At 37.0% G+C, this 15,144-nt stretch carries 13 protein-coding genes and 1 pseudogene; 7 read left to right on the top strand and 7 right to left on the bottom strand.

Going from position 1 to position 15,144, the window contains the following annotated elements; all coding sequences use genetic code 11:
- Positions 1-20: 20 nt before the first annotated feature.
- From CEF18_RS21855 to CEF18_RS21835, 5 genes are all read left to right on the top strand, one after another.
- Positions 21-1,292, top strand: coding sequence for a hypothetical protein (locus tag CEF18_RS21855; RefSeq protein WP_110938601.1), 1,272 nt, complete (start codon positions 21-23; stop codon positions 1,290-1,292).
- A 183-nt stretch (positions 1,293-1,475) separates the two neighbouring features.
- Entirely contained in the window at positions 1,476-2,066 is a 591-nt protein-coding gene (locus tag CEF18_RS21850; protein ID WP_183040992.1) for an accessory gene regulator B family protein, read from the top strand.
- Positions 2,050-2,172, top strand: a complete 123-nt coding sequence (locus tag CEF18_RS21845; RefSeq protein ID WP_110938599.1) for a cyclic lactone autoinducer peptide — start codon at positions 2,050-2,052, stop codon at positions 2,170-2,172. The genes CEF18_RS21850 and CEF18_RS21845 overlap by 17 nt, the downstream gene beginning before the upstream one ends.
- Before the next feature lie 295 nt (positions 2,173-2,467).
- A complete protein-coding gene (locus CEF18_RS21840; protein WP_110938598.1) occupies positions 2,468-2,752 on the top strand; it encodes a hypothetical protein in 285 nt (94 codons plus the stop codon).
- Positions 2,753-2,924: 172 nt separating this feature from the next.
- Positions 2,925-4,247: a DUF2254 domain-containing protein gene (locus CEF18_RS21835; protein WP_110938597.1), complete on the top strand. Its 1,323-nt coding sequence runs from the start codon at positions 2,925-2,927 to the stop codon at positions 4,245-4,247.
- Between the two features lie 101 nt (positions 4,248-4,348).
- Here the strand turns inward: CEF18_RS21835 and CEF18_RS21830 are convergent, their stop codons facing one another.
- Positions 4,349-4,765, bottom strand: a complete 417-nt coding sequence (locus CEF18_RS21830) for a spore germination protein GerW family protein (RefSeq protein WP_110938596.1) — start codon at positions 4,763-4,765, stop codon at positions 4,349-4,351.
- A 251-nt stretch (positions 4,766-5,016) separates the two neighbouring features.
- On the opposite strand from CEF18_RS21830, the gene CEF18_RS21825 reads away from it, so the two are divergent.
- Positions 5,017-5,802 (top strand): L,D-transpeptidase family protein, encoded by a 786-nt coding sequence (locus CEF18_RS21825; RefSeq protein WP_110938595.1) that lies wholly within the window; start codon positions 5,017-5,019, stop codon positions 5,800-5,802.
- A gap of 308 nt (positions 5,803-6,110) precedes the next feature.
- Positions 6,111-6,607: pseudogene (gene mscL / locus CEF18_RS21820) on the top strand (large conductance mechanosensitive channel protein MscL).
- A gap of 126 nt (positions 6,608-6,733) precedes the next feature.
- Here the strand turns inward: mscL and CEF18_RS21815 are convergent.
- From CEF18_RS21815 to CEF18_RS21790, 6 genes are all read right to left on the bottom strand, one after another.
- On the bottom strand, positions 6,734-8,092 hold the full coding sequence (locus CEF18_RS21815; RefSeq protein ID WP_110938594.1) for an aspartate aminotransferase family protein: 1,359 nt from the start codon (positions 8,090-8,092) through the stop codon (positions 6,734-6,736).
- Positions 8,093-8,122: 30 nt separating this feature from the next.
- Complete coding sequence (locus CEF18_RS21810; protein ID WP_110938593.1) at positions 8,123-9,586, bottom strand: CoA-acylating methylmalonate-semialdehyde dehydrogenase; 1,464 nt, start codon at positions 9,584-9,586, stop codon at positions 8,123-8,125.
- A 276-nt stretch (positions 9,587-9,862) separates the two neighbouring features.
- Positions 9,863-10,894, bottom strand: coding sequence for a LacI family DNA-binding transcriptional regulator (locus tag CEF18_RS21805; protein WP_110938592.1), 1,032 nt, complete (start codon positions 10,892-10,894; stop codon positions 9,863-9,865).
- A 237-nt stretch (positions 10,895-11,131) separates the two neighbouring features.
- On the bottom strand, positions 11,132-13,318 hold the full coding sequence (locus CEF18_RS21800; protein WP_223292429.1) for an alpha-galactosidase: 2,187 nt from the start codon (positions 13,316-13,318) through the stop codon (positions 11,132-11,134).
- 53 nt (positions 13,319-13,371) lie between these two features.
- Positions 13,372-14,199, bottom strand: a complete 828-nt coding sequence (locus tag CEF18_RS21795) for a carbohydrate ABC transporter permease (RefSeq protein ID WP_110938591.1) — start codon at positions 14,197-14,199, stop codon at positions 13,372-13,374.
- Positions 14,199-15,119: a carbohydrate ABC transporter permease gene (locus CEF18_RS21790; RefSeq protein WP_110938590.1), complete on the bottom strand. Its 921-nt coding sequence runs from the start codon at positions 15,117-15,119 to the stop codon at positions 14,199-14,201. The genes CEF18_RS21795 and CEF18_RS21790 overlap by 1 nt, the downstream gene beginning before the upstream one ends.
- Positions 15,120-15,144 lie beyond the last annotated feature (25 nt).

The following is a 15,144-nucleotide window of genomic DNA, read 5'->3' as shown; positions in this document are numbered from 1 at the left end:
AAAGAAATCTGGTGAATGCTTTGTACTTTATAATTAAAAATGTCGTTTCTATTATGGAATGGATAACCCTACTATCCCTTCCCGTAATTTTACTAGGTTATTTCTATCGAAAGTATATAAAAAGAATTATTCTCATTGCACTAATCATGAGCCTGTTTGCGGTAGTAATACGATATACTCCCTTGCCAATAGCAGTCATTATCGCATTACAAATCTTATTATTAATGGTATTAGTCAAACAATTTTTCCGAGTAAATTATCTTGAAATGTTCGTTATCACTGGGATAGGCTACGGATTTTATATTTTCATTCAACTTTTAATTGCGGAAATGATGATGTCCCTTTCCAATTTCAGTTATTTTGACATTATATTTTCAAATCTATCCCTACCAGTTATTTTACAAATCCTCACAATAATAATTACAGTTTCGCTATGCTATCTCTTAAGTAAATACACGTATTATTTGGATGAATTAAGGGTTCACTTAAGAGAACCTAATCTCACAAAAAGACTTAGAAATATCATCATTACTCTTTCTGTACTTACTTATGTATTTATTTGCCTAGCGGCTTTTGTATTAGTGGAAGGTGAATTAGTGATAAGAGACACACTCGTTTTATTATGCATTATCGTGATCTTTATCATTATGTCTGGATATCATATCCTGTACACTCAATTTCAAACGAAGCGACTGATGGAAGCCAAAAAAATATTTTTAGATCAAGATCAACAAGCAAGTACAATTATTGAAAAACTAGTAAGAGAGAAGGAAGTTCGTAACAATGCAATTTTAAAGCTAACAGAAAAAGATAATTCCATTCAATCTATCAAAGCATTTATAGAAAAAGAACAAAACTTTACAGCGTCACCAGCTTGGACGACCAAAAATGATCTTAGAAAAGGTTTGGAAGGTTTAGACGAACTTCTGTATGCTCTGTTAATTAACAAACGTCGCTTAGCTAGACTATTTGGCATAATCATCTTTGTTTCGGCCAATATTGAATCAGACAACAGCCGGATTACATTAAGGCAAATTAAATATTTGAATATCATTATGGATGAACTTTTATTCGTTCTCTATCAAACACCCTCATCCATTGATAAAAAGATTGAATTCCATATCAGTATTCGCGAACAAGAAATGGAATTTCTGATTACATGCGATGTTGATGCACAGACATCATCCAATTTAAAGATTATTGATGCGATTACCTTATTTAAACAAGACAATGCGAAAATTGACTATGAATTAAACCCAGTTAAACTAACTATAATTTGCTCCTTTGTTTAACTTCTTCCTTAAGATTTTTTGATGGGTGAATTCGTAACATTACAACAACAGGATTTAACAGAGGCTTTAGAAAACCACTCCCTTACGTTTTATGAATTACCAGATTTCGTTTATGTATCGTTTGAATTCCAATACATCACTCGTTGCTCTCAATCTCATAAAATATTAAGGGAGGAAACCTGCATGTTTGAAAGATGGGCTATTTTGTTCGCAGACTTGATTAAAAGAATCAATCCCGATGAAACTGATTCTGTAGAAGTATTAGTCTTTGGCTTCACCATTATATTTAACTTACTATTTACGTTTCTCCTGCTTTTCATTACTGGGTTCTTATTAGACCACTTATTTATTCTCTTGCAAGTGGCCGTTTCCTTTATGGTATTACGCATGTTAACTGGTGGTGCTCATTTAGATCATTCACTCGCTTGCTCATTAACCAGTATTTTAATAATTTTAGCCTTTAGCTTTTTCCCGATATCTTCTATTCTTATTTATACTTATCTGATCATAATCGTTTTGTTAGTTATCATTTATGCCCCCTATTATGAACCTCACCAAGTGACTCACTCAAAAGAATGGGAATTTAAAAAGAAACAACTGGCCTATTTATGGTTAGCCTTATCTTTATTGTTCTTTCATTTCTTCCATCAACCAGGACTTATTCTAGGTGCACTACTTCAATCATTATTGCTGACTCCCTATGGTATTAATTTCATTTCCAAAATAAATATTCTTACCTTGAAAGGGGGTGATAATCATGAGAAAAACAGCTAAAGTGTTATCAAGTATGACTCGTCAGTTGTCTACCGTTTTTGTTAGTGCCTCTAGTCCGCTCGTCCATGTTCCAAAAATTCCTAAAAGTCTTAGAGTCTCAAAGTAAATACTAGTTTACAATTTTAAAAGGCTTCAGAAAAATTTATTTTAATTTTTCTGAAGCTTTTTTTCATAGGAATGCGGCTTACATATCTACCCGATCCCTATTATAGTACTATTTAACATTTATTTAAGATACTTTTTACAATATAAGAGTCTTTTTATCTATATATTAAGCTATATAAGTATCAATATTCCTATTTGTTAGGTATAATGTAATCATCAAGTTTATACATGAATTTTACATATAGATATATATAACTACAAAATATAATATAGAAAGCTAAGGTGAAGGTTAAACCATGGCAAGATTACTAGTTTATAAACATGAAAGCCAAGAAGGAGTCGTAGTTGTTTTAGATATCCCATTAAAGGATACAAGTGGGAAAACATATTATTCCGCAGCTACGTTACTTACTAGAGGAGCACCCGATTTAGAGCTTATAGTAGAAAATGATGAACGAATCATCCATTCCAAACAACATCACAGTTATCTTTATCCTTATTTAACTCACATGGGGGATCGAGAAATCCTTGGTAAAAGTCTTATGGATTTCTATAGCAAAAACGAAGAGTTTTTAGGTTAAAAATTCTTTAAACTTTGATTAAAACAATCTAAATAAGTAGTCAGAGGGAACCCTTGAAACTTTTCTAGCCTAATGGGTTCTTTTTTATACCCTCATCTAGAATTCAGTAGAATAGAAAAAGTAAAAAAACCGAATACTATACGTACGTCAATGTATCGGGCAGGTATCGGTGATGTCATTATCAGCTTTGTTATTGAAGATGAAATCGAGTTTTTGGTGTATTCCTCTGGTTTACGCTATATTTGCTATTATCTTAGCCCTTGTAAGTCTTAAAGTAGATGTTATTATGATGAATCACACAGATATTAATGATCTAATTCCACAAATTTTATTAACTGACATTGACTTGGCTCGTTTAATTTTGAGCTCTATTTCTGCTTCTTTACTCACGATGACTACCATTACATTTTCAATGATTTTAGTCGTTCTCACAACTTTTCTGTCTGAATTCTCCCCAAGGACTCTTCAAAATTTCATAACGAATACCAGTACACAACAAGTTTTAGGAGTGTTTGTCGGAGGTTTTGTCTACTCCATTCTAGTACTTCTCTTTTTAAAAGAATCAGAAATAGCCACACACTTTTTTGTTCCTGTCTTTGCTGTTTTTTTAGCCATCGTCTGTTTAATGGTGTTTGTTTTCTTTATTCATCACACCTCGAATTGGATTCAAGTTAGTAACTTAATCCATAATATCACTCTTGGTGTTATGAAAAAAATAGATACTCAGCTTCTAAATGAAAAAGAATTCCACAAAGATGCTCCTTGGGAAGATTGGGAATCCGAAGAAATAAAGCATATGACTCCCCTAAAAATACACGCTAATAAAGCTGGCTATATTAGAAATATTCATATTAATAAGCTCGTCAAACAAGCAGAGAAAGATGATTGTATCATTCGTTTGGAACGGCTCGTTGGTGAATACGTAAATCCTGACATTTCTATTCTTTCTGTTTGGGCAACTACCAACAAGTCTTTTGAAAAGTATGAAAAATATTTTTCTATCAGTACAAAATTAGCGTCCGTTGAAAATATTGAATTTGATATCACAAAAATTGTTGAAATTGCTCTCAGGGCTTTATCGCCTAGTATGAACGATCCTTACACAGCGATTAATTGCATTAATAACTTAGGAAGAATTTTAAATAAACTCGGAAGTAAACATTTACCCGAGTCATTTCATCATGACCGTAATAAAAACCTCCGAGTAATCTGGGCAAAACCAGATTTTACACACTATCTGAATAGAAGTTTTTATCAAATCGTCCGAAACAGTTTTTCAGACATCTCTGTGTTAATTGCCGTCATTAAAGCATTGACACTTGTTGCAGAAAACAATTCAAAGCCTATAAAAGAGAAAGTTTGGGAACTAGGAATGTATATTAATGAAGGAGTTTCCAAAGAATCTTTACTTTCATTAGACAGGCGCTATATTAATAAAGATTTAGAGTCTCTTGCGAAAGCTACGAACCATAGCGAAAGCTTCAAACCTCATTAATAATTGGCATGCGGAAATATTTGATCATCCCCCTTCAATGATGATCGTCCGAAAACTTAAAACGAATTCGCGTAACTCTCTGTTCTAATTAAAAGACCGAATTATTTAATTTCCCTACTGAACCAAACGAACCCAAGTGTTAAAATCCCCAACATCATCATACCTATTGTTTTTTTCACATCCTTCACTGGCTTGAAGATTGTCTCCGTTGGGCTTATGTGGAAAACTCCCACCGGAGTAATCGATACGTGACCTCCTCCGCCTTCTCCCTCAGAAGGTGGAGCCTTTTCCGTTCCAAGCGACTTGCCGCCCCCACCTCCGAAACTGTAATTAACTTTAGCAACCGGTAGAATTTTCATATCTCCAAGTTCAATCGGATCACCATAAATTAGTGTTACGTCCCTTCCTTTAGAGAACTTTTCAAATAGTGGTCTAACAGGTGATTCATAGCTCATCTTAGTGTGTTCATTGTCTGAGGTTTCGTGCTCCACCTTACTATACTTTTGTTTCTCATTCACAGGCTATTCCCCCGCTTTCTTATTATTATTTGTTCTAAATACTTATTCGGCACACGGGATGGAATTACCTTTGCTGTATACTTACTCGGATTTATTTTAAAACTGTTTTAATATTTATTAGTTCTTTCATTTGAATTAGAAACTTAAAATCATTGTAAATTAATCATTTTTGATTTTTTTCTAAAAAACTGAATCCCACCAGCTCCTCAGTAATATACATGATTGAGTGAAGAAGAATTGGAGGAATGTACATGAAAAAATTAATGACCCCTTTTGTTATTTTATTTTTATTATTTTTATTTAAAGTTTCTGAAGTATCAGCTGATGATGAACAATTAGTCATTATAAACAAAACTCAAAATCAGCTTGTTTTTTATGAGAATAATCGTGTGTCCGAAATATACGATGTGGCCACAGGTGCAACTGCTGATTTAACCCCTGAAGGAGAGTTTAAGGTCATCAATAAAATTGTCGATAGGCCTTATTATAAAGAAGAAATTCCAGGCGGAGATCCAAGTAACCCTTTGGGAAGAAGGTGGATAGGAATTAATCCCTTTGGAACAAATGGCAATACATACGCCATCCATGGAAACAATAATCCTAATTCTATCGGCTACAATGTGAGTGCCGGCTGTATCAGAATGCACAATGAAGAAATTGAAAGCTTTTTTGAAGAACTTGAGGTCGATACCCCTGTTATCATTACCAGTTCTGATCAATCCTTTGACAAAATAGGGGAAGAGCATGGGTACGATTTAACTGGAGCCAGCAGTTCTACAGTGATAAGTACACATGCTAAGTTTACTAATGGAAGTCACGGCGAGGGTGTAGAAATGTTACAAAGGCGCCTAACAATTCTAGGCTATGACACAAAAGGAATTGATGGAAGTTTTGGTCCTGCAACAAATGAAGCCGTAAAAGCATTTCAACAAGATCATGATTTAGAAGTGGATGGCATCGCCGATCGCGAAACTCGCAAGAAAACCTCTTTGCTATTCGTTAGTCTTTTGCAGGATCATTCACAAGTTATGGAGTAAAACGGGTGTCTCAGGTCTATTTGACCTCATGAGACGCCCGTTTTTATACTTAAGAAAAACGGCAGAGCCGTCTTTTATTAAATACAGCGTTAGCTTCCGCCGCCACGAGTAGCACCTACGTAGTGCGTGTAGGTGCTACTCGAAAGGAGGATGGTTTTCCCTTGATACTTGCGGCGTGAAGGTAGCTGCTAATTTAATAAATTATCATTCAATAAGAGAAATATCCCTTTCTTCCATCTGGTATATTTCTAATGGACAACCTCATATACTTTGGAACAGGATCTTTTGTTCTGAAGGGATGGATTTGAATGAGTTTTTTTAAAGGATTCAAAGATTTTGCAGTGAGAGGAACCGTCGTAGATATGGGTATCGGTCTTATCATTGGAGCTGCTTTTGGAAGTATTGTAACATCATTCGTGTCGGATATGCTGATGCCTCCTCTGGGTCTCTTACTAGGAGCAGTGGAGTTTTCAAATTTGTATGTAAACCTATCAGGTGGAAACTTTGATACTTTGGCTGATGCAGAAGCGCTGGCGCGGTAACAATTAATTATGGAAGATTTATTGAGACAGTTATCCATTTTATCATTGTTGCATTTGCTGCCTATATCGTAATTATAAACATGGTTAAACTTAAAAATACATCCATTGAATCAACAAAAGTAAAGACCTGTCCCCACTGCTTTTCTGATATTCCAGCTCGCGCATTAAGGTGTCCGAAATGCACCTCCACTATTAAAGAAACAAGAAATCGTAATCCGCAAGATCCGATTGTACGAATGGCATCCGCGAAATCCCGGAGATGATTCGCCAACCTCCTCGAGCAGATTCGAACACACTGTTCAAAAGCATGCATGCTATAAATTCTGTAAAAAAGACTGGCCAAATAATACTTGGCCAGTCTTTTAAGTACATATAATTTCTATGGATTATTAATCTTTCACTTCCCCCAATGTCTCTACTAAAGTACTAACTACAAAAGCTAAATCTTCTTCCTTTATAGTTAAAGGTGGGGCAAGAGTAAGCACATTGGTGAAACCTGCAACCGTTGCACCATTTTTCCCAATGATAAGCCCTTTTCGTTTGCAGGATGCTATCACTTTGTTTATGACCTTTTCCTCTATAGGTTCTTTTGATTGTTTATCTTTTACAAGTTCAATTCCAATGAGTAATCCTTTGCCACGAACATCCCCGACAAAAGGGTGTGTTTCCAAAAGAGAAGTTAATTCACTTTTTAATTGTTCTCCCAGTTTTTTCGATCGCGCTGCAAGATTTTCCTCTTCCATGATCTCCAAGTTTCTTAACGCTAATGCACAAGCTGCTGGATTCCCACCAAAGGTATTGATATGACGAAAATAGTCGTATTGGTCCGTTCCTTTGAATGACTCATAGATTTCTTTTTTCACAGCCGTTGCCGATAATGGCAGATAACCACTCGTTAAGCCCTTTGCCATCGTTATAATGTCTGGTTTTACATCATAGTTCATAAATCCAAATGGTTCCCCTGTTCTGCCAAACCCACAAATGACCTCGTCAACAATAAGCAAGGCACCATGCTTTTCACACACTTTTTTAGCTGATGACATATATTCATCAGGTGGAACAAGCACGCCTCCACCAGTAATAATAGGCTCCATTATCATGCCAGCAACTGTTTCACTTAACTCCCATGTCATCACTTGATCTATATCCTTTACAGATTGAAGATCCTTAGGTTTGCTGTCTCTTTTTTCATTCGTACGATATAAATCAGGTGGCGCAACATGAATGAAACCCGGTGAGAGTGGTTCATACGCAAATTTACGTTGTGCTTGCCCTGTGGCAGCAAGTGCCCCCATCGTATTACCGTGATAGGAGCGATATCGCGAAATGAATTTATACCGATGAGGCTCTCCGTTTTGCTGATGATATTGTCGAGCGATTTTAAACGCCACTTCATTTGCTTCAGAACCACTATTCGAGAAAAAAATTACGTAGTCATCGTCCAATATCTCATTCAGTATCTCTCCCAATTTAATTGCAGGCAGGTGACTTTGGGTTAACGGATAATATGCTAATTCTTTTAGTTGCTTATACGCTGCTTCCGCCAATTCTGATCGACCATACCCGACATTAACACACCATAACCCTGACATCGCGTCTAAATATTTCTTTCCGTCTGTGTCTGTTATCCACGAACCTTCCGCTTCCTTTACCACCATCGTTCCCTCTGGATTGTAAGGCTTCATGGAGTGCCAAATATAGTCTTCGTCCTTTTTAAGTGCCGTTTGATGATGGTCCTTTATCTCCAATGAAAACCCTCCTCTTTCGATTAAATTTGGTCAATCGTGTCTTGATGTAATCATTTTCTTTCGTGTATAAAAGTTTACTCCATCTCTTCCATTCACATGAAGATCCCCGTAGAATGAATCTTTCCAGCCTGAGAAAGGAAAAAATGCCATCGTTGCAGGGACACCAACATTTACCCCAAGCATTCCTGCATCCGCTTCTTCTCTAAACTGACGAATGGCTTTTGCATCTTTTGTGTAAATTGTGGCACCATTGCCAAACCGTGACTTCCGTATAAACTCTAACCCTTCATCTAAATCCTTAGCCCTTAGTAAACTTAAGACAGGGGCAAAAATTTCTTCTTTTGCAATTGTCATTTCCGGAGTAACGTGGTCAAAAATGGTTGGACCTAAAAAGTTACCTTTTTTAGTCTCATCCATTTCATTTCGACCATCCCGAATGAGTGATGCTCCTTCTTCAACGCCAGTTCTGATATAGCCTAATGTCTTTTCTCTATTTTCCCGACGGATCATCGGTGTTAACAAGACCTCGTCATCTAACCCATTACCCATGTTTAATTGCCCGGCTTTTTCATTCAGAGCTTTCACAAATTCGTCGTTATCACCCACCACAACTACTGCGCTGCATGCCATACATCGTTGTCCGGCACTCCCGTACGTAGAGCTGATAATTTGTTGCACGACTTTTTCAATATTGCCATCAGGCATAACAATATGATGATTTTTAGCACCGGCAAGGGCTTGCACTCGTTTTCCTTGTGATGCTGCCCGTTCGTAAATATATTTCGCTACCGGCTGTGATCCGACAAAAGATATCGCTTTGACATCTTTATGATCCAGTAAGCCGTTCACAACATCATGCGCACCATGAACAAGATTCAGGGTTCCACCTGGAGCTCCAGCTTCACTAAATAATTCAACAAGTTTATTCGCAAGCAAGGGTGTTCTTTCAGAGGGCTTTAAAACAAATGTATTCCCGCATGCTATCGCTAAGGGGAACATCCACAGAGGAACCATCATCGGAAAATTAAACGGTGTAACTCCACCTACGACACCAAGCGGGTAGCGGAACATCTCCGAATCAATTCCTTCTGCAATTCCTGATAATGTTTCTCCCATCATTAACGTAGGTGCACCTGCTGCAAATTCGACACACTCAATACCTCTTTGCACTTCTCCATAAGCTTCTTTAAACGCTTTTCCATTCTCTAGAACAATTAGTCTTGCAAGTTCTTCGTGATTCTCCGATAGCAAAGTGTGATACTTAAAAAAGATTCTTGCCCGTTTAGGGACAGGGACATTTTTCCACTTCTCAAAAGTTGTTTTAGCTGACTTTACCGCAAAATCAACATCCTCCTTTGTCGAGATTGGAACATGTGCTAATATCTCACCTGTTGCAGGGTTTGGCACCTCCAACGTTTCATCCGTATTGGATTCGACCCATTGCCCATTAATATAGTTCTTTAAGACATTCGTTTGACTTTTAGTGATAGACATCGTAACCCCTCCTATATTTATTCTAAATTTTCAGAATTTATAAATTAATATCCTCATTATCTATGATTTCACACATACTTTCATTAGACACAATGTAAAAATACACAGCTTAGATGTTCCACATAATGAATGTTTTGCCGCTATCATCCTCGTTGACTGTGATTTTTTTGTTTGAAATGGGCTTCACTCCAATCTCTTTAGTAGACCGTACAACGAAAGAAAGAAAAGGGTAGTATTCCATAGAACGGAATACTACCCTTTTCTTAAATGATCTAACTATAACGAAGCTGAACTCTCTCTGACAATTAAATGAGACGGTGCAACTACTTTCATTGGAAGGGTGCGACCATCTAGTCGATCAAGTAATAACTTTACCGACATTGCACCCATCTCCTCGGTGTAAATTTTCACAGTTGTTAAGGAAGGCTGTACAAAACTAGCCATATCTATATCATTAAAGCTCACAATACTAACATCCTTCGGAACTTGAAAACCTAACTCATGCAATGCACGAATTGCACCTATCGCCAGCGCATCACTTGCAATAAAGAAAGAACTAGGTAATGAACCTGCTTGTACCGCACTCTTCATCCCTTCATATCCATCGCTCATAAAATATTCTTCTACAACGTAGATATTATCGGGAGTATAAAGCTTTTTCTCTGTCATCCATTGTTCATATACTATTTTCCTGGGATCGTCCTGTTTAGCGCGTACTTCTGGATGTTTTTTTGTATGATCACTACCACCTATAAAGCCAATTTCCTTATGTCCGAGGGAAAACAAATGGTCTAGGGCCGATGTGGTAGCTCTTTCATAATCTATTACAACAGTGTCGTATTCATCATGCTCTGGTACATGGTTCACGAAGACGACATTATTGTTTATTTTTTTATTAATGTTCTTCTCTGTTAACTGATCTGTATTTCCAACTACGATAATTCCATCCATATTGTTGTTTTGAATGTTATCCACATCTCCATAATGGAGAATTTTCGTTACAATAATTCCACGTTTTATACATTCGTTCTCGATCCCTTTTCGAATTGATAGAAAATAGGTATCTTCCCATTCATGCTCCTTTGTGCACCACATAACAATTCCAATATCAACTTTTTGTTTTTTCGCTTGTTGCATTAAATTCGCTGGGCGCTTCCTCACAGGAGTGTAATTTAACTTATTAGCTGCTTTCATAATCCGCTCTCTAGTCTCAACCGCAACAGAAAGATTTTTGTCATTATTTAAAACTCTTGAAACTGTTGCAATAGAAACATTAGCTTGTTGAGCAATTTCTTTTATCGTTGCCATTTTCCATCACCTTATAGACCTTTCGAAGTAAAATTTTAGTAAAGTTATATATAGTGTATCATTTTGCTTCTATGATCACCACTTAATCACCTTATTTTCCTCGATGAATCTTTACTTTAACTTCATGCATAGGAAAAAGCTAGCCAAAACCAAGGTACCGAAATTTGCAACTGTCATTGAAATCACCCTACTTTACAAAAGCTACGTGAGATGCTTCCTATAGTTAAAAACACTCGTTTAGACTTCTATCAGCTTCCACATAAAACTTTGAAAATCACCCTTCATCATAGGAACGTTTATACCTACATTCATTAACTCATCGCCATAAAAAGTCTTCTCTTGCTCGTCAATTCGATACTTTTTATAAGGGGCCAAGCCTTTTAATTTAATAACTGAAAATGCTGGAGCTGGATCGGCCAACACTTGTACATATGCAATAATCGCCTCTTGTTGATCTTCTGACACGAACATCCATGACGTGTCGTTGCCCTCAAATGGATTTTTTAATCGATAGAATTCACCAAACTGAATAACCGAACGATTCTCTTTATAGAAAAAGGTTTGTTTCATAACTTCCGCTCTTTCTTCATCCGTCAACTCTGTAATATCCAACTCGTATCCAAAATTACCCGACATTGCTACGATCCCTCTTGTTTTTAATGACGTGTTACGATGAACTTGATGATTAGGTACGGCAGAAACATGAGCACCCATAGAACTAATTGGATAGACGAGACTTGTACCATATTGAATTTTCAACCGTGAAATAGCATCCGTATTATCACTCGTCCACGTTTGTGGCATATAGTAGAGCATCCCTGGATCAAAGCGCCCACCACCACCAGAGCAGCTTTCAAATAAAATATTTGGAAAACGGGTAGTTATCTCTTCCATCACCTTATATAAACCAAGCATATACCGATGCGCTGTCTCTCTTTGTCTTTCCTTTGATAGTGCGCCAGAACCAACTTCTGTCATATGGCGGTTCATATCCCACTTTACGTAAGTAATTGGAGCACTCGAAAGAGTATTAGAAATTTGCTGAATAATTTCCTCGCAAACGTCTTCCCTCGAGAAGTCTAAGATCAACTGACTTCGCCCCTTGGAGCGTTGTCTTTCTGGTACATGAATACACCAATCTGGGTGTTTTCGATATAATTCACTATCCTCTGATACCATCTCAGGTTCAAACCATAAGCCAAATTGCATACCCTCTTGTTGAATATTTTCTGCTAAGTTTTTCAGTCCATTAGGAAGCTTTTTCTTATCAACAAACCAATCCCCTAAGGAAGAGTAATCATCGTCTCGTTTTCCGAACCAGCCATCATCTAGAACAAATAATTCAATTCCCAATGCCCCACTCTGTGTCGCCAGACCCGTTAATTTATCTTCGTTAAAATCAAAATACGTTGCTTCCCAGTTATTAATTAATACTGGACGTTCTTCATCTCTGAATTTCCCTCTACAAAGCCTCGTTCTATATAGCTTATGAAAGGTTTTAGACATTCCTCCGAATCCATTCCCAGAATAAGCCATTACGACTTCAGGAGACTGGAACGACTCATCTGGCTCCAATAGCCAAGTAAAATCAAACGGGTTAATCCCCATATTTACTCTCGTCTGATTAAATTGATCTACCTCAACGCTACCTAGAAAATTTCCACTATAAACAAAGTTGAACGCAAATACTTCTCCGTGATTTTCATCCGTTTCCTTACGTGCGAGAGCCAGAAAGGGATTGTGCTGATGACTACTCGCATCGCGTCTGCTTTCTACTGATTGAACTCCTTCTCTTAAGGGCGTTCTAGAAATATGCCTCTCTCTAATACGTGCTCCGGGTAAAGTAATAATATCAAAATCGGCATCATGAAAGTCAACATTCATACTAGCTACTTTTAATAGTCGAAGTTTCTCCACGCCTTCATTTACAAAACGAACGGAACGCGTGACGACATCAAAATCTTTAAAGGTTGTATAAGATAGAACAACCTTTAAATGAAGCTCAGAATCTATCAGTGTAACTTCAAGTGTTTCCGCTTCTTCTTCCTCTTCAATATAAGTTGAAGGCAACCCTTCTAAATTTGGTTTGCCTTTAACAATCTTGTGAGAATTATAACGAAGGTCTGTTATTGTAGAACCATTCTCACTCTGCACCTGATATGCCGGATCGCGAAAGTCGGTTGTTCCGAATTGTGGATACTCTTGAGGCAACGTATCTAAAGAAAATGTTCGATCAGATTCCAGTGGATTTGGGGAAAAACCTCTGTCTTCAAATCTCACCTTATTTGAATGATTGTATTCTCTAATTCTTTTCCCCCAGTAGAGATGAACGAGATATCCCCCCTCTTTCACCATAAAAATATAACTGGTATTCTTCGATTGTAAATGAAACGTTTGTTCTGATGACTTAAATGTAATACCCAAGTTATAACCTCCTAACAAATTACGTCTACACTTCTTAGCTCTTTTTTCAAGTATTATCCCTTTACCGAGCCAGCCGAAAGTCCCGCGATAAACTGCTTTTGGAGTAAAAGAAACAAGACAATCATCGGCAATGATGCCATTAACGCTGCAGCGGCAACGAGATTTAAATTGCTTTGATTTTCTCCGAAGAAACTGGATAACGTGACAGTCAACGTATGCACACTGCTATCCTGTAAGAAGAAGATTGCAAACTGATAATCGTTCCAAATAAATATCGAAGAAATAATAAGCACTGTGGCTGTTACTGGTCTTAATAACGGAAAGACAATTCGGAAGAATATAGTCATTACACCAGCACCATCGATTCTAGCCGCTTCTTCTAATTCTTTCGGAATCGTCGAACGGATAAAACCAGAGTATAAAAAGATTGTTAAAGGAAGAAAACCTGCAAAGTTATTTAATATTGCAATTTCATGCGTGTTAATCATCCCCATCCTAACTACTAAATTGTATAAGGGCACTAATGCTGCCAGTGGAGGAATAACCATGATGGCTACAAAAAGATAAAAAACAAACTGATTTAACTTAGATTTTACCCTCGCAAGTGGATATGCCGCCATTGATCCAAACACGATAAGCAATACAGCTGCTCCTACCGTAATAATAAATGTGTTTGTAAAAGCATTCAGTAAATTCGCTCGCTCCCAAGCCTCTGTAAAGTTAGATAAGGTGAAATAATCAGGAAACAACCATTTTGAGCTAAAATCCCCTGTCTCCTTGAAGGCAGTCGTTAGTAAAATGTAAAATGGGACAATATGAACAACGGATATGACTAAAGCTAAAATTGTCAGGAGCCATTTATTTAGTGTTTTCGTACTCATTATGCCTCGACCTCCTTACGCTTAAAGTAAATGAGTGATGCTAGACTAATAAATAATATGATAAATGTCATTAGAATTCCTTGAGTCGCTGCATACCCAGCATCTTCTCTGCGGAAGTATAGAGAATACATGAATGTTGACATAGATTGAGAAGCATTCCCAGGTCCACCGCCGGTAAGAGAGACAATCACATCAAATAACTTTAAGCCACCTATTAAATTTAAAACAACATTGATCGTAATTGCAGGCATTAATAGTGGCATTGTAATATTTTTGAATTGTTGAAAAGCAGTAGCACCATCTATATCTGCAGCTTCATAATAGTCTTTCTGTATACTTTGTAAACCGGCTAGATAGATGATCATCGAAATTCCAACAAATTGATAAGTGTTTACTAAAACAATAATCCATGGGTTTAAACTTGGATTCCCTAAAGCATTGATTTTATCAAGTCCAAATAACATGACTATGTCATTCAATGCTCCACCCTGATAAGCAAAGATGAACATCCAAATGTATCCCATAATTAACGGACTAACAATAACCGGTAAGTAAACAATCGTTCTTGTCAAGGCTTTAAATTTTATACTTCTGTTCAAGAGGAGTGCATAAAGTAGTCCAACTGTCATCTGTAATATGGTACTACCGACTCCATAAAGTAACGTGTTCTTAACGACGAGCCATGTAAGAGGATCAGAAAATAACCGTGCGTATTGATCTAACCCCACCCAGTTAGATGTCTGAGAAAATCCATCCCAATCTGTGAAAGTTATTTGCAAGCCGTTAAAAAATGGGTAAATGATAAACATTGTGATAGCAGCAACAGCTGGAAGATACATCCACCAAAGAGAAGATTGTTTCTTCCGTTTTATTTTACTTTTTTTTGCAGATAATTCTTTATTGATAATCTCCTGATTCATAATTTCCAACTCCTTAGCTGTTAGC

Origin of the sequence: Salipaludibacillus neizhouensis (assembly GCF_002886185.1) — a bacterium.
GTDB lineage: Bacteria > Bacillota > Bacilli > Bacillales > Salisediminibacteriaceae > Salipaludibacillus > Salipaludibacillus neizhouensis.
The sequence above is the reverse complement of the archived record's forward strand: the minus strand, read 5'-3'. Positions and strand labels throughout refer to the sequence as shown.

Excerpts from the sequence above, each read along its gene's own strand:
- CEF18_RS21825 (WP_110938595.1), top strand. The coding sequence starts at position 5,017 with ATGAAAAAATTAATGACCCCTTTTGTTATTTTATTTTTATTATTTTTA.
- CEF18_RS21805 (WP_110938592.1), bottom strand. The coding sequence starts at position 10,894 with ATGGCAACGATAAAAGAAATTGCTCAACAAGCTAATGTTTCTATTGCA.
- CEF18_RS21795 (WP_110938591.1), bottom strand. The coding sequence starts at position 14,199 with ATGAGTACGAAAACACTAAATAAATGGCTCCTGACAATTTTAGCTTTA.
- CEF18_RS21835 (WP_110938597.1), top strand. The coding sequence starts at position 2,925 with ATGTCATTATCAGCTTTGTTATTGAAGATGAAATCGAGTTTTTGGTGT.
- CEF18_RS21790 (WP_110938590.1), bottom strand. The coding sequence starts at position 15,119 with ATGAATCAGGAGATTATCAATAAAGAATTATCTGCAAAAAAAAGTAAA.
- CEF18_RS21840 (WP_110938598.1), top strand. The coding sequence starts at position 2,468 with ATGGCAAGATTACTAGTTTATAAACATGAAAGCCAAGAAGGAGTCGTA.
- CEF18_RS21845 (WP_110938599.1), top strand. The coding sequence starts at position 2,050 with ATGAGAAAAACAGCTAAAGTGTTATCAAGTATGACTCGTCAGTTGTCT.
- CEF18_RS21810 (WP_110938593.1), bottom strand. The coding sequence starts at position 9,586 with ATGTCTATCACTAAAAGTCAAACGAATGTCTTAAAGAACTATATTAAT.
- CEF18_RS21850 (WP_183040992.1), top strand. The coding sequence starts at position 1,476 with ATGTTTGAAAGATGGGCTATTTTGTTCGCAGACTTGATTAAAAGAATC.